Annotated in this window: 16 protein-coding genes and 1 pseudogene; 9 read left to right on the plus strand and 8 right to left on the minus strand. The window is 73.6% G+C overall.

Going from position 1 to position 21,378, the window contains the following annotated elements:
• Positions 1-45 precede the first annotated feature (45 nt).
• The 3 genes from ACZ466_RS07645 to tig all read right to left on the minus strand — a co-directional run bounded on the left by ACZ466_RS07645 (position 46) and on the right by tig (position 3,199).
• The gene (locus tag ACZ466_RS07645) at positions 46-708 is read right to left on the minus strand and encodes an ATP-dependent Clp protease proteolytic subunit (RefSeq protein WP_378292410.1); all 663 of its coding nucleotides are present in this window, start codon (positions 706-708) and stop codon (positions 46-48) included.
• Between the two features lie 61 nt (positions 709-769).
• Complete coding sequence (locus tag ACZ466_RS07650; RefSeq protein WP_378292408.1) at positions 770-1,402, minus strand: ClpP family protease; 633 nt, start codon at positions 1,400-1,402, stop codon at positions 770-772.
• Positions 1,403-1,660: 258 nt separating this feature from the next.
• A complete protein-coding gene (gene tig, locus ACZ466_RS07655; protein WP_378292388.1) occupies positions 1,661-3,199 on the minus strand; it encodes a trigger factor in 1,539 nt (512 codons plus the stop codon).
• Positions 3,200-3,545: 346 nt separating this feature from the next.
• On the opposite strand from tig, the gene ACZ466_RS07660 reads away from it, so the two are divergent.
• Positions 3,546-4,949, plus strand: coding sequence for a hypothetical protein (locus tag ACZ466_RS07660; protein WP_464043079.1), 1,404 nt, complete (start codon positions 3,546-3,548; stop codon positions 4,947-4,949).
• A gap of 95 nt (positions 4,950-5,044) precedes the next feature.
• Here ACZ466_RS07660 and ACZ466_RS07665 read toward each other — a convergent pair whose 3' ends face one another.
• Together ACZ466_RS07665 and ACZ466_RS07670 are read right to left on the minus strand one after the other, a co-directional pair.
• Positions 5,045-7,627, minus strand: a complete 2,583-nt coding sequence (locus tag ACZ466_RS07665; protein WP_464044007.1) for a Tex family protein — start codon at positions 7,625-7,627, stop codon at positions 5,045-5,047.
• A gap of 272 nt (positions 7,628-7,899) precedes the next feature.
• On the minus strand, positions 7,900-8,337 hold the full coding sequence (locus tag ACZ466_RS07670; protein WP_464044008.1) for a DUF6210 family protein: 438 nt from the start codon (positions 8,335-8,337) through the stop codon (positions 7,900-7,902).
• Between the two features lie 194 nt (positions 8,338-8,531).
• On the opposite strand from ACZ466_RS07670, the gene ACZ466_RS07675 reads away from it, so the two are divergent.
• The 5 genes from ACZ466_RS07675 to ACZ466_RS07695 all read left to right on the plus strand — a co-directional run bounded on the left by ACZ466_RS07675 (position 8,532) and on the right by ACZ466_RS07695 (position 13,954).
• Positions 8,532-9,827 carry a sensor histidine kinase gene (locus tag ACZ466_RS07675; protein ID WP_378286929.1) on the plus strand — a complete coding sequence of 432 codons (1,296 nt, stop codon included), beginning with the start codon at positions 8,532-8,534 and terminating at the stop codon, positions 9,825-9,827.
• A complete protein-coding gene (locus ACZ466_RS07680; RefSeq protein ID WP_378286928.1) occupies positions 9,779-10,423 on the plus strand; it encodes a LuxR C-terminal-related transcriptional regulator in 645 nt (214 codons plus the stop codon). Before ACZ466_RS07675 ends, ACZ466_RS07680 begins: the two co-directional genes overlap by 49 nt.
• Before the next feature lie 237 nt (positions 10,424-10,660).
• Positions 10,661-12,262, plus strand: a complete 1,602-nt coding sequence (locus ACZ466_RS07685; RefSeq protein ID WP_378286927.1) for a glycosyl hydrolase family 18 protein — start codon at positions 10,661-10,663, stop codon at positions 12,260-12,262.
• Positions 12,263-12,368: 106 nt separating this feature from the next.
• Positions 12,369-13,217: an alpha/beta fold hydrolase gene (locus ACZ466_RS07690; RefSeq protein WP_378286926.1), complete on the plus strand. Its 849-nt coding sequence runs from the start codon at positions 12,369-12,371 to the stop codon at positions 13,215-13,217.
• The gene (locus tag ACZ466_RS07695) at positions 13,214-13,954 is read left to right on the plus strand and encodes an HAD family hydrolase (protein WP_378286925.1); all 741 of its coding nucleotides are present in this window, start codon (positions 13,214-13,216) and stop codon (positions 13,952-13,954) included. The genes ACZ466_RS07690 and ACZ466_RS07695 overlap by 4 nt, the downstream gene beginning before the upstream one ends.
• Positions 13,955-13,975: 21 nt before the next feature.
• Here ACZ466_RS07695 and ACZ466_RS07700 read toward each other — a convergent pair whose 3' ends face one another.
• Both ACZ466_RS07700 and ACZ466_RS07705 read right to left on the minus strand, forming a co-directional pair.
• Positions 13,976-16,627, minus strand: a complete 2,652-nt coding sequence (locus ACZ466_RS07700; protein WP_378286924.1) for an ATP-binding protein — start codon at positions 16,625-16,627, stop codon at positions 13,976-13,978.
• Positions 16,628-16,758: 131 nt separating this feature from the next.
• Positions 16,759-17,346, minus strand: a complete 588-nt coding sequence (locus ACZ466_RS07705; RefSeq protein WP_378286923.1) for a YceI family protein — start codon at positions 17,344-17,346, stop codon at positions 16,759-16,761.
• Positions 17,347-17,507: 161 nt separating this feature from the next.
• Between ACZ466_RS07705 and ACZ466_RS07710 the strand changes: the two genes are divergently transcribed.
• Complete coding sequence (locus ACZ466_RS07710) at positions 17,508-17,957, plus strand: winged helix-turn-helix transcriptional regulator (protein ID WP_378286922.1); 450 nt, start codon at positions 17,508-17,510, stop codon at positions 17,955-17,957.
• Here ACZ466_RS07710 and ACZ466_RS07715 read toward each other — a convergent pair.
• A complete protein-coding gene (locus ACZ466_RS07715) occupies positions 17,944-18,531 on the minus strand; it encodes a hypothetical protein (RefSeq protein ID WP_378286921.1) in 588 nt (195 codons plus the stop codon). The genes ACZ466_RS07710 and ACZ466_RS07715 overlap by 14 nt on opposite strands.
• 169 nt (positions 18,532-18,700) lie before the next feature.
• Here ACZ466_RS07715 and ACZ466_RS07720 point away from each other — a divergent pair.
• Positions 18,701-19,054, plus strand: a pseudogene (locus tag ACZ466_RS07720) (alanine--tRNA ligase-related protein); the annotation flags it as partial.
• A 44-nt stretch (positions 19,055-19,098) separates the two neighbouring features.
• On the plus strand, positions 19,099-21,339 hold the full coding sequence (gene alaS / locus ACZ466_RS07725) for an alanine--tRNA ligase (protein ID WP_378286920.1): 2,241 nt from the start codon (positions 19,099-19,101) through the stop codon (positions 21,337-21,339).
• Positions 21,340-21,378: the final 39 nt, after the last annotated feature.

Consider the following 21,378-nt stretch of genomic DNA (forward strand, 5'->3'; position numbering starts at 1 on the left):
AAGTATGACGACCGGGCTGAGGGTCTCCCAGGTCCGTGTGCCGTCTCAGGACGACACTACCTCGGCCTTGCGCTTCCTGCTGAGGAAGACGTCGTCGACCAAGCCGTAGTCCTTGGCCTCGTCGGCCGTGAGGATCTTGTCGCGCTCGATGTCGAAGCGGACCTCGTCCACGGTCTTGCCGCTGTGCCGGGCGAGGATGTCCTCGAGCTGCTCGCGGATCCGCATGATCTCGCGGGCCTGGATCTCGATGTCGCTGGACTGCCCGTAGGTGCCCTCGGTGGCCGGCTGGTGGATGAGGATCCGCGAGTGCGGCAGCGCCGCCCGCTTGCCCTCGGTGCCCGCCGCCAGCAGCACCGCGGCCGCCGAGGCCGCCTGGCCGATGCAGACCGTCTGGATGTCGGGCTTGACGAACTGCATCGTGTCGTAGATCGCCGTCATGGCGGTGAACGAGCCGCCGGGCGAGTTGATGTAGATGCTGATGTCGCGGTCGGGGTCGATCGACTCCAGCGTGAGGAGCTGGGCCATCACGTCGTTGGCGGACGCGTCGTCGATCTGCACCCCGAGGAAGATGATCCGCTCCTCGAAGAGCTTGTTGTACGGGTTCATCTCCTTGACCCCGTACGTGGTGCGCTCGACGAAGGAGGGGATGATGTAGCGGTTGTCGACCGGCAGCGGGCCGCCGCCGGCCTGGACTCCCGGCCGGACCAGATCGCCGAAACCGGGTCGGATCAGATCGCTCACTGTGTGCCTCCGATAAGGATTCAGGTCGTCAGGAGACGGGGCCCTCGGAGGGCACCTGGGTCGCGCTGAGCACCACGTGGTCGACGAAACCGTAGTCCTTGGCCTCGCTCGCGGTGAACCAGCGGTCGCGGTCGGAGTCGCGCTCGATCTGGTCGAGCGCCTGCCCGGTGTGCTCGGCGATCTTCTCGGCGAGCGTCTTCTTGACGTACAGCATCTGCTCGGCCTGGATCTTGATGTCGGAGGCGGTGCCGCCGATGCCGCCGGACGGCTGGTGCATCATGATCCGCGCGTGCGGGAGCGCGTACCGCTTGCCCCGCTTGCCGGCGCACAGCAGGAACTGGCCCATCGAGGCGGCCAGGCCCATCCCGACCGTCACCACGTCGTTGGGCACGTACTGCATGATGTCGTAGATCGCCATGCCGGCCGTGACCGAGCCGCCGGGCGAGTTGATGTACAAGGTGATGTCGCGGCGGCCGTCCTCGGCGGACAGCAGCAGCAGCTCGGCGCAGATGCGGTTGGCGATGTCATCGTCGACCTGCTGGCCGAGGAAGACGATCCGCTCGCGCAGCAAGCGCTGGAAGAGCTGGTCGCCCAGAGGCAGCAGGGGCGCCTCGGCGACCCGCGCCTGGATCCGCGACGACTCGTCGAAAGTCGGAGGCATGCTCACCGGGTGTTCCTCCGGTCCTTTTATCGGTTCGGATGATTGGACATTAACGCGCCTCAGGGCCCGCTTAAGCCGGGAGGGCCTGCTTTTCGCTGGGGGCGTACCCGCGCATGGAGATCTCATGGAACGGGGAACGCCCCGGGCCCGGAGACGGGCACGGGGCGTTCCTCCGGCTGCGGGACGCGCGCCTCCCGGCCGCCCGCCGCGCGGGGCGGGCGACCGCAGGCCGGGCGCGTCACGGCCCGGGATGCCTGCTCAGGCGTCCTTCTTGGGGGTCTCCTCGGCGGCCTCGGCCGTGGCCTCGGCGGGCTTGTCCACCTCGGCGGCCTCGGTCTCCGTCTCGGCGGTCTCAGCGGTCTCAGCGGTCTCGGAGGTCTCCGGGGTCTCGGAGGTCTCAGCGGTCTCCGTGGACTCGGCGGTCTCGGCCTCGGCGTCGTCCTCGACGGCCTCGACGGTCTCGCCCGTCTCGCCGTTCAGCTCGCGGCGCACGGCCTCGACGTCGATCGCGTTGCCGGACTCGTCCTTGACCGTGACGTGCTCGACCAGCAGGTTGAGCGCCTTGTTGCGCAGCACCTCCGACACGATCGCCGGGAGCTGGTTGTTCTCGGTCAGGTACTCGGCCAGCTGCTGCGGCTGCACGCCCATCTGCATGGCCTGGGTGACGACGTACTCGCTGAGCTCCTCGTTCTCGACGCCCAGCTCCTCCTGGACGGCGAGCTGGTCGAGCACGAAGCCGCCCTTGACCGCCTGCCGGGCCGCCACGGCGACCTCGGTGTCGAAGTCCTCCTCGGACTTCTCCTCCTCCTTGAGGTAGTCGGCCTTGCTCAGCCCGGCCATCTGGAGCTGCTGCTCGAGCTGCTGCTCGCGCCGCTTGACCTCCTCCTCGACCACCGTGTCGGGCAGCGGGATGTCGATCTTCTCCAGCAGGGCCTCGAGCGCCTTGTCGCGGGCGTCGGAGATCTGCTGCAGCTTGACCTGCCGGCCCAGCCGGGTGCGGACGTCCTCGCGCAGCTCGTCGATGGTGTCGAACTCGCTGGCCATCTGGGCGAAGTCGTCGTCCAGCTCCGGCAGGTTCTTCACCTTGACGCTCTGCACGGTGACGGTGATCTCGGCCTCCTCGCCGGCGTGCTCGCCGCCGACCAGGGTGCTGGTGAAGGTCGCGTCCTCCTCGGCCGACAGGCCGGTCAGCGCGTCGTCCAGGCCCTCGATGGCCGACTTGCTGCCGACCTCGTAGGAGTAGCCGCTGGTGGAGGCGTCCTCGATCTCCTCGCCGCCGATCCGGGCGACCAGGTCGATGGTGGCGAAGTCGCCCTCCTCGATCGGCCGGCTCGCCGCGGTCAGGGAGGCGAACCGCTCGCGCAGGTTGCCGATGGTCTCCTCGACCTGCTCGTCGCCGACCTCGGCGTCGTCGACGGTGACCTCGAGGCCGTCGTACCCGGGCACCTCGAACTTGGGACGGATGTCGACCTCGGCGGTGAAGGCGAACTGGTTGCCGTCGTCGAGCTCGGTCACCTCCACGTCGGGCTGTCCGAGGACGAAGATCTCGCTCTCCTCGACGGCGCGGCCGTACAGCTCGGGGAGGGCGTCGTTGACGGCCTCCTGCAGGACCGCACCCCGGCCGACGTACTTGTCGATCAGCGGGGCGGGGACCTTGCCGGGCCGGAAGCCCTTGATCCGCACCTGCTGCGAGATCTCCTTGTACGCCTTGTCGAGGTTCGGCTTGAGCTCGTCGAACGGAACCTCGACGGTGAGCTTGACCCTCGTGGGGGTCAGCTCCTCGACATCGGTCTTCACTGGGGTTGGTCTCCTTGATCGGGCGCTGTCTCGGCCGCGGCGTTCGACGCGTACTCACCCGGCCGATCTCTGAAGCTGTGAGGCGGCAGGAACGGGCACGCCGATGATTGGGTCCGCGCCGTCGCGCGCCCAAGTCTATGGGGTCGGGGCGAGGAGTGCGGACACTCACCCGCCGAGGTCCGGCCGAGTTCGGCGGGAAGTTCCGGATCGGTCGCACATCGTGTTCGTGACGACGGTCACGCACCGCGATGAGCGGTCTATCAGATGAACCGCACAACCGTATCGGTATCACCAATGTGTTGCGAGGGTGTGACATTGAGCACCCGGACCCCCATAATCGTCCGGGATGAATGGGATAGTTGCGGCCTTTGGGGCGACGGCCCTGTACTACCTGGGCTTCGCGATCTTCAAGCTCGCGGCCGACCGGATCGAGCCACTGCGCGCCAACCGGCTGTGGCACATGACCTGGTCGATCCTCACCGACTGGGTCTTCCTGGCCGGTCTGGTCCTGGTCCTGAGCGGGCTGACGCTGCAGATCCTGGCGCTGGCCGAGCTGTCGCTCGGCATCGCGGTGCCGATCTTCATGTCCGGCGCCGTCCCGCTGCTGCTGATCGCGCTGGCGTTCTTCGGCGAGCGGCTGACCGGGCGGGAATGGCTGAGCCTGCTGATGTTCGGGGCCGCGCTGCTGCTCATCGCCGCCTCGATCGGCAACCCGCCGCCCATCAAGGCGGTGGACGTGCCGCTGTGGAAGCTGGCGGTGATCGTGGCGCCGGCGCTGATCGTGCCGCTGGCGATCATGCTGACCGGGGACCACCGGCCGGACGGCCGGCACGCCCGCCCGATCACCGGCATCGCCTACGGGCTGAGCTCGGGCATCCCGATCGGCACCGCCGAGCTGTGCATCAAGGGCTGGAGCGACTCGGGCATCGGCGTGGACAGCCTGCTGACGCCCTACCCGTACGCGACGGTGACGGCGGCGGTGGTCGGGTTCGGCGTGCTGATGGCCGCGTTCCAGCGCTGCCGGGTGTCCGTGGTGGCCGTGGTGATGACGGTGAGCGCGAAGACGCACCTGCTGGTCACCGGGACGTTCATGTACGGGGAGCCGTGGCCGCAGGACGCCCGGTACTTCATGATGCGGCTGGGCGCGCTGGCGCTCGCCGCGATCGCCCTCCTGCAGTTCCCGCGGCACCGCCCCCTCGCCGAGCCGGATCCGGGCGCGGACCGGCGGGCGGAGGACGAGGCGCCCGGGCGGGACCCGTTCGGGGGACCGGCGACGGGCCGCACGGGCCTGGGGGTGTCCTCGTTCGCGCAGGTGCCGGGGGCACGGAGCGGGGAGGGGCCGGGGGCCGAGGCCGGGACGCTGTCGGCGCCGACCCCGTTCGATCGCCCGCCGGGGCAGCGGCCTCCCGGGCGCGGCCGGCCGGACGCCGGGGCGCCGGGCCGGACGCCGTCGGGGCAGCTCGCGCCCGACCGCGGCTCGGGCCCGCACGCTTTGGGCACGTCGGCCGGGCAGGGCACCGGCGAGTTCCCGATGCCGCAGGACGGGGCGCCCCCGCCCGAGGCGCCGCCGCCTCCGGTGCCCGGCCCGTACGCGCAGGATCCGCTGGGACGCGGGCCGTACCGGCCCGAGGTCTTCGACGACGACAACGCGTACGAGATCCAGGAGCAGTTCGGCGGCGCGCTGCCCCACGACCGGCCGGAGGGCGGGAGCCGCCGCCCGCCCGGCCCCGGCGGCGGCTCCCGCCGCTGACCCGACCCGCTCTCCCCCGGGACGAAACGCGGCGTGCCCCGATTACGGTCAGCCCGTAATCGGTGACACGCCGCGATCGATCTGCGGGGCGTTCGTCAGCGGCGGCGCTTGCCGCCCTTGCCGCCGCCCTGGCCTCCCTGGCCGCCCTGGCCGCCCTGGCCCCGGCCGCCGCCGGCACCGCCGGACGAGCCGCCGGGCAGGCCCTTGTCGAGCCCGGCACGGCGCAGCGCGTCGGCCATGGCGCCGCCGCCCGAGCCGCCGCGGTCACCGGACGGGCCGCGACCGCCCCGGCCGCCGTTCCCGCCGCGTCCGCCGCCGCCCTGACCGCCGCGTGCGCCGCCGCCCTGGCCGCCACGGCCGCCCTGGCCACCGCGACCGCCGCCCTGGCCGCCGCCTTGGCCGCCGCCCTGGCCGCCGCGTCCGCCCTGGCGCTGCTGCCCGCCGCCGCGCCCGGACGGCCCGCCGCGCTCCCCGCGCTCGCCGCCGCCGCCCGCGCGGGACGAGTCGTCCAGCCGCAGGGTGAGCGAGATCCGCTTGCGCTTCAGGTCCACGTCCAGGACCTTCACCCGGACGATGTCGCCGGGCTTGACCACGTCGCGCGGGTCCTCCACGTACCGGTCCGACATCGCCGAGATGTGCACCAGGCCGTCCTGGTGCACGCCGACGTCCACGAACGCCCCGAACGCGGCGACGTTCGTCACGACCCCCTCCAGGACCATGCCCGGCTCCAGGTCGGCGGGCTTCTCCACGCCCTCCTTGAACTCGGCCGTCCGGAACGCCGGGCGCGGGTCACGGCCGGGCTTCTCCAGCTCGGCCAGGATGTCGGTCACGGTCGGCAGCCCGAAGGTGTCGTCCACGAAGTCCTGCGGCCGCAGCCCGCGCAGCGTCGCCGTGTTGCCGATCAGCCCGCGGATGTCGCCGCCGGACGCGTCCACGATCCGGCGCGCCACCGGGTAGGCCTCGGGGTGCACGCTGGAGGCGTCCAGCGGGTCGTCCCCGCCCGGGATCCGCAGGAAGCCCGCGCACTGCTCGAACGCCTTCGGCCCGAGGCGCGGCACCTCCTTCAGCCCGGTCCGGCTGCGGAACGGGCCGTGCTCGTCGCGGTGGGCGACGATGTTCTCCGCCAGCCCCTCGGCGATGCCCGAGACGCGCGTCAGCAGCGGCGCGGAGGCGGTGTTGACGTCCACGCCCACCGCGTTCACCGCGTCCTCGACGACGGCGTCCAGCGACCGGGACAGCTTCACCTCCGACACGTCGTGCTGGTACTGCCCGACCCCGATCGACTTGGGGTCGATCTTGACCAGCTCGGCCAGCGGGTCCTGCAGCCGCCGGGCGATGGACACCGCGCCGCGCAGCGAGACGTCCATGCCGGGCAGCTCGCGGGAGGCGTAGGCGGAGGCCGAGTACACCGACGCGCCCGCCTCCGACACCATGACCTTGGTGAGCCGCAGGTCGGAGTGGCGCGCGATCAGGTCGGCGGCGAGCTTGTCGGTCTCCCTGGACGCGGTGCCGTTGCCGATGGCGATCAGGTCGACCGAGTGGGCGCGGGCCAGCTTGGCGAGGGTCTCGATGGACTCGTCCCAGCGCCGCTTCGGCTCGTGCGGGTAGATCGTCTCGGTGGCCACGACCTTGCCGGTGGCGTCCACGACGGCGACCTTGACGCCGGTGCGCAGGCCCGGGTCCAGGCCCATGGTGGTGCGGGTGCCGGCGGGCGCGGCCAGCAGCAGGTCCTTGAGGTTGGCGGCGAACACCCGGACGGCCTCGTCCTCGGCGTCCTGCCGCAGCCGGGTGCGCAGGTCGATGCCCAGGTGGACCAGGACGCGGGTGCGCCACGCCCAGCGCACCGCGTCGGACAGCCAGCGGTCGGCGGGACGGCCCTGGTCGGTGATGCCGAACCGCGCGGCGATCTCGACCTCGTAGGAGGTGCGGCCTCCCGGACCGGCGGCCTCGGCGTCCTCGCCGCCCTCCTCGGGCTCCAGGTCGAGATCGAGGACCTCCTCCTTCTCGCCGCGGAACAGCGCGAGGATGCGGTGCGAGGGCAGCTTGGCGAACGGCTCGGCGAACTCGAAGTAGTCGGCGAACTTGGCGCCCGCCTCCTCCTTGCCCTCGCGCACCCGGGACAGCATGCGGCCCCGCGTCCACATCCGCTCCCGCAGCGCGCCGATCAGGTCGGCGTCCTCGGCGAAGCGCTCGACGAGGATGGCGCGGGCGCCCTCCAGCGCGGCGTTCTCGTCCGCGACGCCCTTCTCGGCGTCGACGTACCCGGCGGCGGCGGCCTTGGGGTCGTGCGAGGGGTCGCCCAGCAGCAGGTCGGCCAGCGGCTCCAGCCCCGCCTCGCGGGCGATCTGCGCCTTGGTGCGGCGCTTGGGCTTGTACGGGAGGTAGATGTCCTCCAGCCGGGCCTTGGACTCGGCCGCCATGATCTGCGCGCGCAGCTCGTCGGTGAGCTTGCCCTGGGACTCGATCGACTCCAGGATCGCCGCGCGCCGCTCGTCCAGCTCGCGCAGGTAGCGCAGGCGCTCCTCGAGCGCGCGCAGCTGGGCGTCGTCGAGGGTGCCGGTGGCCTCCTTGCGGTAGCGGGCGATGAACGGCACCGTGGCGCCGCCGTCGAGCAGGTCGACGGCGACCCGTACCTGGCCCTCCTTGACGCCGAGCTCGGCCGCGATCCGCCCGGTGATGGACGGGGCGTCAGACGGCGGTGCCGCCGGCGCCTCCTGCGGAGCGGCCGCCGGTGCGGTCGCGGCGGCCTCGTCGCCGTCGTCGGCGCCCGGGCCGGTGGGTGTCTGGCTGATGGATGCGGTCACGGTGTGGATTCGCTTTCTCCCCTGTAGGTTCGCCCATGCATTGTGCAGGGAACCGGGCCGCTTGTCGCGTCACCTCGGAAGTCGCCTCCGCGGCCGCGCTGGCAGGCGCCGCGGAAACCGCCCTGGTGGACGGCCCGGAAGCTACCTCAGCGGGCGCCGTTCCAGAGCAGGACGCCGGGGCCGTCGGGCGTGCGGACCGGGACCCACGCGTCGTCCAGTTCGCGCAGCCTCTCCTCGTCGACGGCCAGCGGTGACCGGCGGGCCTCCCCGTCCGGTACGGGGGACGAGGCCCAGAAGTTCACGGAGGCGACCGCCGAGCACAGCCTCTCGTACGCCGCGGAGGGCCGCCCGGGCGGGTCGCCGAACGCGCCGCCGCCGGCGGTCTCGCGCCGGAAGAGGGCGCGGAGCTCGCGCAGGCTCTCGCGGCCGGTGCCCGGGTCGCGGGTCCCCACCTGCACGAGGTAGCCCTCGACGGCGCCCTGGCGGCGGGCCGTGCCGCCGTACTCCTGCTCGTAGACGACGCCGGTGGCCGCCCGGACGACGACCGCCAGCCAGTCGCCGAGCGTCCCGTCCGGATCCAGCATCACGTACCGCTTCCCCCTGGCCTTCTCCCGCACTCCACCAGACTGGTGGACCTAGCACCACTGAGGAAGCGGGATCGCGCAGCCACAATGGAGGAGCCGGCGGGACGCCCCGCGCCCGCCGCGCACGGGCCTTGGTCCGTTGCGGACCTTGCCGACCCCCGCCGAGCCTGCCGAACCCGCCCGTGGAGGAGCCGATGATCGACGACGAGCGCACCCGCCAGATCATCAAGACGGGCCTGCTCACCGGCCTGCGCGGGCTGATCCAGGCGGTGCTGTCGCTGGGGGCGGGCATCCCGCTGTTCGTGCTGGCGGTGCTGTCGATCGCGTTCATCCCGCTCGGGATCGGGATCGTGCTGACGCCGCTGGTGCTGCTGGCCGTCCGGGCGCTCGCCAACCTCCAGCGGGTGTGGGCGGCGGAGTGGTCGGCCGTGCCGGTCCCGGTGCCCTACCGCCCCCGTCCCGAGCGGGGGAACAACCTGTTCCGGCTCCTGAAGTGGCTGCTGGGCGATCCGGCGACGTGGCGCGACCTGCTGTGGCTCGTCCTGAACATGCCGCTCGGGATGCTGCTGGGGCTGCTGCCGGCCTCGCTGCTGGTGTACGGCGTCGAAGGCGTCGTGGTGGCTCCCTGGCTCGGCCAGATCACCTTCTACGGCTGGGGCCCGTTCTGGCCGCTGGAGGACTGGGGGGCGGTGGGCATCGCCGGGTCGATGGGCTTGGGGGCGGCGCTGACGGCGTTCGCGCTCCCGGCGGCTCCGCGCATCCTCAAGGGGCACGCGCTGTTCACCCAGGCGCTGCTGTCGCCCGCGCGGACGGCACTGGCCGAGCGGGTGCAGGAGCTGACCGAGACCCGGACCGAGACCGTGGACGCCTCCGCGGCCGAGCTGCGCCGGATCGAGCGGGACCTGCACGACGGCGCGCAGGCCCGGCTGGTGGCGCTGAGCATGAACATCGGGCTGGCCGAGGAGCTGATGAAGCACGATCCGCAGGCGGCGCAGGAGCTGCTGACGGAGGCCCGGTCGGCCAGCGGGAAGGCGCTGACGGAGCTGCGCGACCTGGTCCGCGGGATCCATCCTCCGGTGCTGGCCGAACGCGGCCTGGACGGCGCGGTGCAGGCGCTGGCGCTGTCCCTGCCGCTGCCCGTGGACGTGCGGATCGAGCTGCCCGGACGGGCCGACGCCCCGGTGGAGTCGGCCGCCTACTTCGCGGTCGCCGAGATGCTGGCCAACGTGGTCAAGCACAGCGGCGCGTCCCGGGCCTGGGTGCAGGTCGAGTACCGCTCCGACCGGCTGCAGCTGATCGTCGGGGACGACGGCGAGGGCGGCGCCGACCCCGGGGCGGGCAGCGGCATGCGGGGCATCGAACGGCGCCTGGCCGCGTTCGATGGGACGATGGCCGTGACGAGCCCGCCCGGAGGGCCGACCGTCGTGACCATGGAGCTGCCGTGCGCGTTGTCATCGCCGAGGATCTCGCCCTCCTCCGGGACGGGCTGATCCGCCTGCTGGAGGCCTTCCGGTTCGAGGTCGTGGAGGCGGTCGACAACGGGCCCTCGCTGCTGCGGGCGCTGACGACGCACCGTCCGGACGTGGCGGTGGTGGACGTGCGGCTCCCGCCGACGTTCACCGACGAGGGGCTGAAGGCGGCGCTGGAGGCGCGCAAGGAGATCCCGGGCCTGCCGGTGCTGGTGCTGTCCCAGCATGTGGAGCAGCTGTACGCGCGGGAGCTGCTGTCCGACAGCACCGGCGGGATCGGCTACCTGCTGAAGGACCGGGTGTCGGACGTGAGCCAGTTCGTGGACGCGGTGCGCCGGGTGGCCGCGGGCGGCACCGCGCTGGATCCGGACGTGGTGGCCCAGCTGCTGACCCGGCACGCCCGCGAGGAGCCGCTGCGGGCGCTGACCCCGCGTGAGCGCGAGGTGCTGGGGCTGATGGCCGAGGGCCGGTCGAACGCGGCGATCGCGTCGGCGCTGTTCGTGACCGAGAAGGCGATCAGCAAGCACACCAACAACATCTTCAGCAAGCTGAGCCTGCCGCCGTCGGAGGACGACAACCGGCGGGTGCTGGCCGTCCTGGCCTACCTGGGCGCCTGACGCCCGCGCGGGCACTCCGCGTTCTTTCTTTTTTCTTCGTGCGGCGGGTCCGGCCGTACGTCCGCAGGCCGCCGCGCAGACCACCCGGCGGCCCCTCCGGTGGTGCCGCGACCAGCGGCTCCGGGGCCCTTGCCGGTGCGTCCCCGCCCGGTTACCATCGCGCCAACTCTTAGGAAACTTTCCTAAGAGAGAGCGGGGTTTGCTGTTGGGTTCGGGGGCCGAGCTGAACGGAGAACCATGTCCAGACCGGGCGGACGGCGGGCCCTCGCGCTCGCCGGCGCACTGACGATCGCGGCGGGCGCGGCGCTGGCAGGCGCGCCACCGGCGACGGCGGCGGCGGTCACCGCCGCCTGCACCAAGACCTCCGACTGGGGCACCGGCTTCGAGGGCCGGTGCACGATCACCAACGGGACCGCGAGCTCCCTCTCCGGCTGGAAGGTCGCCTTCGACCTGCCCGCCGGGACGACCGTCACCTCCGCGTGGGACGCCACCCGCAGCGTCTCCGGCACCCGCCACACCTTCGCCAACGCCGGCTGGAACGGCACGCTCGCCGCGGGCGCGACGGCCAGTTTCGGATTCGGCGGGACCGGCCCCGGCTGGATCTCCGGCTGCACGGTCAACGGCGGCGCCTGCGACGGCTCGGGCGGCCAGCCCGACCCCGACCCGGACCCCGACCCGGACCCCGACCCCGACCCGGATCCCGGTCCAGGTCCCGGCCCGGGCGCGCGCAAGGTGATCGGCTACTTCGCGCAGTGGGGCGTCTACCAGCGCAACTACCACGTCAAGAACATCGACACCAGCGGCTCGGCATCCAAGCTGACCCACATCAACTACGCGTTCGGCAACGTCCAGAACGGCCAGTGCGCCATCGGCGACGGCTACGCCGACTACGACCGCTTCTACCAGGCGGGCGAGAGCGTCGACGGCCAGGCCGACACCTGGGACGCCGGGGCCCTGCGCGGCAGCTTCAACCAGCTCCGCAAGCTCAAGAAGAAGCACCCGCACCTGAAGGTGATCTGGTCGTTCGGCGGCTGGACCTGGTCGGGCGGCTTCGGCCAGGCCGCCGCCAACCCGGCCGCGTTCGCCGAGTCCTGCCACCGGCTGGTCGAGGACCCGCGCTGGGCGGACGTGTTCGACGGCATCGACATCGACTGGGAGTACCCCAACGCCTGCGGGCTGACCTGCGACACCAGCGGGCCGGCGGCGTTCCGGAACCTGATGTCGGCGCTGCGGTCGCGGTTCGGCTCGAGCAACCTGGTCACCGCGGCGATCACCGCCGACGGCACCGCGGGCGGCAAGATCGACGCCGCGGACTACGGCGGGGCGGCGCAGTACGTCGACTGGTACCTGCCGATGACCTACGACTTCTTCGGCGCCTGGGCGGCCGGCGGGCCCACCGCCCCGCACTCCCCGCTGACCACCTACAACGGGATCCCCACGCAGGGCTTCCACTCCGACGCGGCGATCCAGAAGCTCAGGTCCAAGGGCGTGCCCGCGAGCAAGCTGCTCCTGGGGATCGGCTTCTACGGGCGCGGCTGGACGGGCGTCACCCAGAGCGCGCCCGGCGGCACGGCCACCGGACCCGCCCCCGGCACCTACGAGCAGGGCATCGAGGACTACAAGGTCCTCAAGAACCGCTGCCCGTCCACCGGCACCGTCGCGGGCACCGCGTACGCCAAGTGCGGCGCCCAGTGGTGGAGCTACGACACCCCGGGCTCCATCGGCGGGAAGATGACCTACGCCAAGAACCAGGGGCTGGCCGGGTCCTTCTTCTGGGAGCTGAGCGGCGACACCACCGGAGGTGAGCTGATCACCGCGATGCGCAACGGGCTGGGCTGACCCGCCGACGGGCCCCTGGTCGCCGCCGGACGGCGACCGGGGGCCCGTTCCGTCGGTCCCGGCTGACACAATCGCCGGGCGGGTACGACGCGATCAGGGGGCAGTGTTGGCCGACTGGAAACTGGACGGGACGTACGCGAGCACCTCGGGCGAGGTGCGCTGGGCCGCGTTCGGCGACCCCGGCGGCGAGCCGCTCGTGCTGCTGCACGGTACGCCGTTCTCGTCCTACGTGTGGCGGCACGTCGGCCGTGCCCTCGCGGCGGCCGGGCACCGGGTGCACGTGTGGGACATGCCCGGGTACGGCGCGTCCGAGAAGGCGCCCGGCCAGGACGTCTCCCTCGCCGCCCAGGGCCGCGTGTTCACCGGGCTGCTGGAGCACTGGGGCCTGGACGAGCCGCTGGTCGTCGCGCACGACTTCGGCGGCGCGGTCGCCCTGCGCGCCCACCTGCTGCACGGCGCCCGCTACCGCGCGCTCGCCGTCGTCGACCCGGTCGCGCTGGCGCCGTGGGGGTCCCCGTTCTTCCGGCTGGTCGGCGCCAACGCCGCCGTGTTCGAGCAGCTCCCGCCCGCGCTGCACCGGGCGCTCGCCCGCGAGTACGTCACCTCGGCGAGCTCCCCCGGCCTGCACCCGGCCACGCTGGCCGCCCTCGTGGAGCCCTGGCTCGGCGAGGCCGGGCAGCCCGCGTTCTACCGCCAGATCGCGCAGGCCGACCAGCGCTTCACCGACGAGATCCAGGTCCGGTACGGGGAGATCGGCATCCCCGTGCTGGTGTGCTGGGGCGCCGACGACTCCTGGATCCCGGTGGAGAAGGCGCACGAGCTGGCCGCCGCGATCCCGGGCGCGCGGCTGCGGCTGATCGAGGGCGCGGGGCACCTCGTCCAGGAGGACGCCCCGGCCGAGCTGACGGCCGCGCTCCTGAACTTCCTCCACGACCACCGGAAGGGGCGGCAGTGAACGCGGAATCGGGGATCGAGGCCGTCCTGTTCGACCTCGACGGGACGCTGTTCGACCACGGCGCCGCGGCGGCCGGGGCGGCGGCCGCGTCCCTGCCCGAGGCCGACCCCGGGCACGTGGCCCGCCGCTGGATCGAGCTGGAAGAGCTGGTCTACCTGCGCTACCTGGCGGGCGAGCTGTCCTTCGCCGAGCAGCGGCGGACGCGGATCACGATGCTGGCGGCCGAGCTGGGCCTGGGCGACTGGGACGCCCCGCGCGCCGACGCCTGGCTCGCCGGATACCTGGAGCGGTACGAGGAGCGCTGGACCCTCTTCGCCGACGCGGCCGCCTGCCTGGACGCGCTCGCCGCGCTGCCCGGGCCGCCGGTGCTCGGCATCATCACCAACGGCAACGGCCCCCAGCAGCGCGCCAAGATCGCGGGGATCGGGCTGACCGGCCGCTTCCCGCACCTGGTCATCTCCGAGGAGGCGGGCGCCGCCAAGCCCGCCCCGGAGATCTTCCACCTCGCCTGCCGCACCGCCGGGACGGCGCCCGCGCGCACCGCGTACGTCGGCGACCGGCTGGCCACCGACGCGCTCGGCGCCCGGGCCGCCGGGCTGCACGGCATCTGGCTCGACCGGCCCGGCCCCGCCGCACCCGGCATGCCCCGCCCCGACTCCGGCCAGACCGAGGAGGGCGGCGACCACGAGGTACCGCGCATCACGACACTCGCCGACCTCCCACCCCTCCTGACCTGACAGGCCGCCCACCAGCAACGCTCAGGGCGCGGAGCCGGAGGCGCGGGCCAGGACGTCGCGGGCTCGGCTCTCTCCGGCGGTGTTGCCCAGGCTGCGGTACATCTCCAGGGCCTGGGCCGCGGGCTCGCGCGCCTCCTCGTTGCGGCCCGCGCCGATCAGCACCTCGGCCAGGGAGCGCCTGCTGCGCGCCTGCCACCAGCGGTCACCGAGCTCGTCGAAGACCTCGATGGCCTGGCGCACCGAGTCCGCGGCCTCGTCGTGCCGGTCCAGCCGCCCGTACGCCCGCCCCTCCGAGACCCGCGTGCGCGCCACGCCCCAGGTGTCGCCGAGCCCTTCGAGCATCTCCTTGGCCTGCCGGACGAAGATGAGCTCGCGCAGGCCGTTGCGCGGATCCCCTACCTCCCCGGCGGCGCGCAGGCAGCGGGCCTCCTCCCACTGCTCGCGCCGGAAACGGAACGCCTCGGCAGCCCGTTCCAGGGCGGGCGCGGCGAGACTGAACCTGGTCTCCGCGGCGGCATGGTCGCCTGCCGCGTACAGGGCCCGCCCCTCCGTGGCCAGGACTTCGCCGAGCGCGCGCAGCGTCTGGGCCTCGGAATAGCGGTTGCCGTTGCGGTGGAAGACGTCCAGCGCCTCCTCCAGGAGTTGCCTGGCCTCCTCCGAACGCCGCTGGGCGAGCCTGAGCTCGGCCAGGTTGCGCTGGGTACGGGCCTGCCACCACGGGTCGCCCTCCCGCTGGAACGTCTCGATCGCCTCCAGCAGGTAGCGCTGGCCCTCGTCGATGTTGCCCGCGTCCCGCAGGCTCATCCCCACGGCGCGCAGCGCACGGGCCCGCCACCAGGTCTCGCGCAGCCCGGTGAAGATCTCCAGGGCCTCGGTCTGGTCGGCCAGCGCCCGCTCGGACTGGCCCCGGCCGCTCATCACCGTGGCCCGTTCGAGCAGCGCGATGCCCAGCGAGCGGCCGTCGTCCAGGCGCCGCGCGGCCGTCCAGGTCAGCTCGGCGACCGTCCGCCACTCCTGCCAGAACACCCGCAGCGAGTGGAACAGCGAGCAGGAAGCCCGGCCGAGGCGCCACACCAGCCCCCACATCTCCCGCTCCGCGGCCTGGTCGAGCAGCGCCAGCAGGGCGGGCCGCTCGCTGCTCAGCCAGTCGGTCGCGGTGTGCTCCGGGACGGTCGGCGCCGCGCCCCCGCCCGTCCCGGTGCCGGGCCCCGAGCGGCGGTGCCAGTCCTGCGGCCAGCGGTGGGCGGCGACCGCCTCGGCCCGCTCCCGGTAGCCGTCCAGGACGCGTTCGATGGCGGCGCTGCGCTCGTCGCCGGAGTCCTCGCGCTCGGCCTGCTCGCGCGCGTACAGCCGGACCAGGTCGTGCAGGCGGTAGCGCATCCGGCCGGTGGCGTCGGTGCCGGTGCACTCCACGAGCTGGGCGTCCACCAGCGCCTCCAGGTGGTCGCCGCCCTCGAGGTCGGAGACGTCCAGCAGCGCGCCCGCCACCCACGCCTGCACGTCCGGCGCCGCCAGCAGTCCCAGCGCCCGCAGCAGTCGCCGCTGGGTGCGGGTGCAGTCGTCGTAGCTGAGCTGGAGGCTGGCGCGGACGCTGCTGTCGATGTTGCGGGCGACCTCCAGCTCGTCCAGGCGGCGGCGCCGCTCGTCCTGGAGGCGGCCGGCCATCTCGCGCAGCGTCCAGCCCTCCCGGGCCGCGAGCCGCCCGCCGCAGATGCTGATGGCCAGCGGCAGGCGGCCGCACAGCTCCACGATCGCCGCCGCCGACTCCGGGTCGGCGGCCACCCGGCCGTCCCCGGCCAGCCGCCGCAGCAGCTCCACGCCGTGCGCCTCGGTGAACTCGTGCAGCCGCAGATCGAGGGTGTTGCGGAGGTAGAGCGGCTGCCGCGAGGTGACCAGCACCGCGCAGCCCCCGGCGGGCGGGAGCAGCGCCTGCACCTGGTCGCCGTCGTGCGCGTTGTCCAGCAGGACGAGAAGGCGGCGGTCGCGCGCCCACGTCCACCACAGTTTGCGCAGCTCCTGCAGGCCGCCGGGGTCGGTGGTGAGCCGCACGCCCAGCGCCAGCAGGAAGCCGATCAAGACCTCCTCGGGCCGGACCTGAGCCTCCTCGGGCTCGGGCCCGGTCTCGCCGGAGGGCGGTTCGCCGCGCAGGTCGAAGTAGAGCTGGCCGTCGGGGTGGTCGCCGGCGATCTCGTGCGCGAACCGGGCGGCCAGCGCCGACTTGCCCACCCCGGCCGGGCCGTGCACCGACACCACCAGCGGCGCGACGGGCGAGCGGGCCTCGGGGGCGAACGCCCGGCGCAGCCGCGCCAGCGACCGCCCACGCCCCGTGAAGTGCGCGGTCACCGGCGGCAGCTGGGCGGGGACCACCGGCGGGGCCGGCTCGTCCGCACCGCCCCCGCTGCCCTGGCCGCCGCCCCCGACCTGGGGGAATCCGGTCTGGCCGCCCCAGGCGGCGAGCCCGGCCAGCACCGCGACGCCGCCGATCACGGCCGCCCGGGCGGACTCGGGCAGGGCCAGGGACTCCAGCGAGGTGGTGACGGCGGTGATCACCGCGGTGAGCCCGCCCACGATCCAGGGCGCGGCCAGCCGGGCCCCGCGCCGGACCGCCGGGGAAGGTCCCGGCTCGGACGGGGACGGCGGCGGTGGCGGAGGTTCGGACGGTCCCCTCGGCATGCGCGCCCCCTCGTCCCAGCGGCCACGGCCCGGCCCGGCGATCTACGCGATTCCCCCGAAAGAACCACGATCGCGGGAACCGAGCGCCGTTCCAACCCCTGGCCGGCGACGAGGTGATGACTTCTTCGTGATCAAGCGGGAGCGTCGGTGTCCAGGGCGGCCTGGATCTCCAGCACGATCTGCACCTTCTCGCCGAGGGCCAGCGCGCCGCCCGGGACCGTGGACGCGTCGCCGACCTTGAAGTCCAGCCGGTTGATCTCCGTGCTGGCGGTGAACCCGGCCCGGGCGCCCTTGAACGGGTCGTCGGTGCGGAACGGGTCCGGTCCGAAGCCCTCGATCTCCAGGTCCAGCGTCACCGGCCGGGTCACGCCGCGCAGCGTGAGCTCGCCGTCCAGGAGGAACGCCGAGCCCGCCGCCCGCACGCCGGTGGAGCGGAAGGTCATGCTCGGGTGCTTCTCCACGTCCAGGAAGTCGGCCGACCGGACGTGCTCGTCGCGCTGGGCGTTGCCGGTGTCGATCGAGCTCAGGTCGATGGTCGCGGTGACCTCCGACTCCAGCGGGTCCGCCCCGGTGACCACCTGGCCCTCGAACGCCCCGAACCGGCCGCGGACCTTGCTGACCATGAGATGGCGGATGGTGAAGCCGACGGTGGAGTGCACGGGGTCGATGGTCCAGGTTCCGGCGACATAGCCGGGGATCTCGACAACGTCGGTCGTCATGGTGTCTCCTTGGAGCGGTTCTGCACAGTAAGAAGGTTCCGTTCAGTTCCCTGGTTCCGGTCGGTACGTCGCTTCCGGAAAGGAACCGTTCCCATCGTGCGGAGACCCCGCGTACGGCGCAAGAAGGCACTTTCACCTGCCCTGGTCACCTGGAGATAACCATGCAGAACAGCAGCGTCGAGCACGGTCCCGGGCCGTCCGTCCCGGCGGGCGCGCTCACCACCGGGACGATGTACGCGCCCACGTGCCGGGGACGGGAGGTCCTGGACCGGGTCGGCGACAAGTGGTCGCTGCAGGTGCTGGCGGTCCTCGCCGACCGGACCATGCGGTTCGGCGAGCTGCGCCGGACGATCGACGGCATCAGCCAGCGGATGCTGACGGTCACGCTGCGCACGCTGGAGCGCGACGGCATCGTGATCCGGACCATGTACCCGGTGATGCCGCCGCACGTGGAGTACGCGCTCACCCCGCTCGGCAAGACCCTCCTGGAGGCCGCCTCGGCGTTCATCATCTGGGCCGAGGCGCACGTGGACCTGATCGAGGAGGCCCGCGCCGACTACGACGCCCGCGCGGCGGACGAGGCCGGCCCGGAGGGCTTCAGGACGTCCTGAAGCCCTCCTCCGGACCTTCGGGCAGGTCGGCGTCGCAGACGGCGCAGACGTAGTGGGCGTCCTTCACGAGGTTGAGCTCGCCGCACGCGCCGCACCGGCGGAACACGAACGGGTGGGTGAAGCCGTCCGGCCGCCGCCGCAGGCCCGCCCCGTCCAGCGCGGCGGCGACCTCGGGCCAGCACTCCACGCCGGGGCAGTAGCCCGTGGACTGGTTGCTGACCTCGACCACGGCCGGGCCGGACGCGTCGAAGGTGATCTCACCGGCGGCCAGGACGGGCCCGCCGCCCGCGCACGCCACGTGCTCGCTGCGCCGCGGCGCGAGCCGGAGCGTCCCGCCGAGGTCGACCACGTAGGTGAACGGCTCGCCGCGCTCGCCCGGCTCCCGCCCCTCGAGCCACGCCCGCACGTCACCGGGGGAGCGAATCGGCGCCCCGCCCTCCCCCGGCCGCACCCGCGCCCTGATGTCGGACGGCCCCACGTAGTCGTACCGCACCGGCACGCGCTCGGCGCCGAGAAGCGACTCCGGGACGGCGTCGGAGTCAGGCCCGGGAGGCGGATCGGGGTCGGGGGGCATGGGCCCATAATCGGGTGCGCGTGATCGTGAACGCGAGGTAATTTGACGCGCATGGCCTTCCACGAGGTGGGGCGGCGAGCTAGCCGCGCCGAGCTGGGGAGCGGGCAGCCGTGCCCGGCCCGGCTCGGCGGTGTGCGCCGTCGTCCCATCGACCTCGTGAGGCCGTTCCATGCTCTCCGCTGACATCCGTCGCACGTTCCTCGACTTCTTCGCGGCGCGCGACCATCGCGTCGTACCGTCCAGCCCGCTCGTCCCGTCCGATCCCACGCTGCTGCTGACGGGCGCGGGCATGGACCAGTTCAAGCCGTGCTTCCTCGGCCAGTCCGTCCCCGGGCACCGCCGGGCGGCGACCGCGCAGAAGTGCGCGCGCACCTCCGACATCGACAACGTGGGCCGCACCGCGCGGCACTCCACGTTCTTCGAGATGCTCGGCAACTTCTCCTTCGGCGACTACTTCAAGGAGGAGGCGATCGCCTGGGCCTGGGAGCTGCTCACCCGGGGGTTCGGGCTGGAGCCGGAGCGGCTGTGGGCCACCGTCTACACCGACGACGGGGAGGCCGAGCGGCTGTGGCGGCGGATCGGCGTCCGGCCGGCCGGATCCAGCGGCTCGGGATGGCCGACAACTACTGGTCGATGGGCGTCCCGGGGCCGTGCGGGCCGTCGTCGGAGCTGCACTACGACCGGGGCCCGGCGTTCGGCCCCGAGGGCGGCCCGGCGGTGGACGGCGAGCGCTACCTGGAGCTCTGGAACCTCGTGTTCATGCAGAACGTCCGGGGCGAGGGACCGGCGAAGGAGGGCTACCCGATCGTCGGCGAGCTGCCCGCCAGGAGCATCGACACCGGCCTGGGCCTGGACCGGCTCGCGGCGGTCCTGCAGGGCGCCGGCACTCTGTGCGAGACCGACCTGCTGGCGCCGACGCTGCGGCTCGTCCAGGAACTGGCGGGGCGCCCCTACCCGGGGCGGGACGGCGGCGAGGAGTCGCTGTCGTTCCGGGTGGCGGCCGAGCACGCGCGGTCGGTCGCGTTCCTCGTCGCCGACGGGGTGCTGCCGGCGCGGGACGGGCGCGGCTACGTGCTGCGGCGGCTGATGCGCCGCGCGATCCGGCACGCGCGGCTGCTCGGCGTCGACGACCCGGTGCTGCCCTCGCTGGCCGGCAGCGTCGTGGACACCCTCGGCCAGGCGTGGCCGGAACTGGAGCGCCACCGCACGCTGATCGGCCGGGTGTGCGCGGCGGAGGAGGAGGCGTTCGGCCGGACGCTGCGGCAGGGGTCCCGGCTGCTCGACTCGGCGATCACGGCGGCACACTCGTCGGGCTCGGCGGTGCTGCCAGGGCGCACGGCGTTCGAGCTGCACGACACCTACGGCTTCCCCGTCGACCTGACCGTGGACGCGGCGCGTTCGGCGGGGCTGACCGTGGACGCGGACGCGTTCGCCGAACTGCTGGAGGAGCAGCGGCGGCAGGCGCACCAGGCCGGGCGCGAGCGCAAGGGCGGCGCGGTGGCGCGCCGCGACCTCTACCGGGACGTCGTCGCCCGGCACGGCCTCACCTCCTTCGTCGGGTACGGCACGACGGCGTCCGAGGGCCGGGTGGTCGCGCTCCTGGACGGCTCGGGGCCTGTCCCGGAGGCGTCCGAAGGCCAGGAGGTCGAGCTGATCCTGGACCGCAGCCCGTTCTACGCGGAGGGCGGCGGGCAGGTCGGCGACACCGGCACCGTGCGGACCTCCGGCGGCGCGGTGCTGGAGGTCCTCGACACCCGTCCCGGACTGGACGGCCTGCACGTGCACACCGCGCGGGTCGCCCAGGGCGCCGTCCGCGCGGGCGAGGAGGCGGAGGCGGTCGTGGACGCGGCGCGCCGGGACGCCACGGCGCGCTCGCACAGCGCGACGCACGTGCTGCACGCGATGCTCCGCCGCGTCCTCGGCGACCACGCGGCGCAGCGCGGCTCCCGCGTGGAGCCCGGACGGCTGCGGTTCGACTTCGCGCACTTCGCCCCGGTCGACACCGGCCCCGTCCAGACCCTCGTGAACGACTACCTGCTCGACGATCCCGGGGTCCGGGCCTGGGAGGCGACCCGGGACGAGGCGGAGGCGGCGGGCGCGACCGCCATGTTCGGCGAGAGATACGGGGACCGCGTCCGGATCGTCGACATCGGCGACGCGTCCCGCGAGCTGTGCGGCGGCACCCATGTCGGGCACGGCGCGCAGGCCGGGCCCGTGCACATCGTGGGCGAGTCGTCCATCGGCACCGGGCTGCGCCGGATCGAGGCGCTGGCCGGCGCGGACGCGTTGCGCCACCACGACCACGAGCACGCGCTGCTCGCCGAGCTGGCGGCGCTGCTGAACGTCCCGCCGGACCAGGCCCCGGCGCGGCTGCGGCAGCGGCTCGACCTGCTCGCCGAGACCCGCCGCCACCTGGACGCGCTCCGCGACGCCGAGCGCGCCGCGCTGGCGCGCCGGCTGGCGGACGGCCCCGAGCAGCTGCCGGGCGGCTGGCTGATCAGCGCGATCGTCCCGGACACCGGCGACCTCCGCACGCTCGCCGCCGACGTGCTGGCGCGACGCCCGCGCACCGAGCCGGGCGCGGTGATCCTGGGAACGCGTTCCGGCGCCAAGGCGACCCTCGTCGCCGCGCTCACCGATGCGACGTCCGGCACCGCCTCGTCGCTGCTGAGGGAAGCCGCGGCGGCCCTCGGAGGCGGCACGGGCGGCCGGGGCCCGATCGCGAACGCGGGCGGACGCCGCCCCGAGCGGCTGGACGAGGCGCTCGGCCTGGCGGCCCGCTCCGCGCGCGATCTCCTGACACCTTGATTGCTGCGCCCCCTGGCGTATCGTCCGACTTATCGGGCG

This window comes from Actinomadura rugatobispora (assembly GCF_055379765.1).

Coding starts and splice junctions, on each gene's coding strand:
- ACZ466_RS07650 (WP_378292408.1), bottom strand. CDS start 1,402: ATGCCTCCGACTTTCGACGAGTCGTCGCGGATCCAGGCGCGGGTCGCC.
- ACZ466_RS07660 (WP_464043079.1), top strand. CDS start 3,546: ATGAATGGGATAGTTGCGGCCTTTGGGGCGACGGCCCTGTACTACCTG.
- ACZ466_RS07670 (WP_464044008.1), bottom strand. CDS start 8,337: ATGCTGGATCCGGACGGGACGCTCGGCGACTGGCTGGCGGTCGTCGTC.
- ACZ466_RS07675 (WP_378286929.1), top strand. CDS start 8,532: ATGATCGACGACGAGCGCACCCGCCAGATCATCAAGACGGGCCTGCTC.
- ACZ466_RS07685 (WP_378286927.1), top strand. CDS start 10,661: ATGTCCAGACCGGGCGGACGGCGGGCCCTCGCGCTCGCCGGCGCACTG.
- ACZ466_RS07700 (WP_378286924.1), bottom strand. CDS start 16,627: ATGCCGAGGGGACCGTCCGAACCTCCGCCACCGCCGCCGTCCCCGTCC.
- ACZ466_RS07705 (WP_378286923.1), bottom strand. CDS start 17,346: ATGACGACCGACGTTGTCGAGATCCCCGGCTATGTCGCCGGAACCTGG.
- ACZ466_RS07710 (WP_378286922.1), top strand. CDS start 17,508: ATGCAGAACAGCAGCGTCGAGCACGGTCCCGGGCCGTCCGTCCCGGCG.
- ACZ466_RS07715 (WP_378286921.1), bottom strand. CDS start 18,531: ATGCCCCCCGACCCCGATCCGCCTCCCGGGCCTGACTCCGACGCCGTC.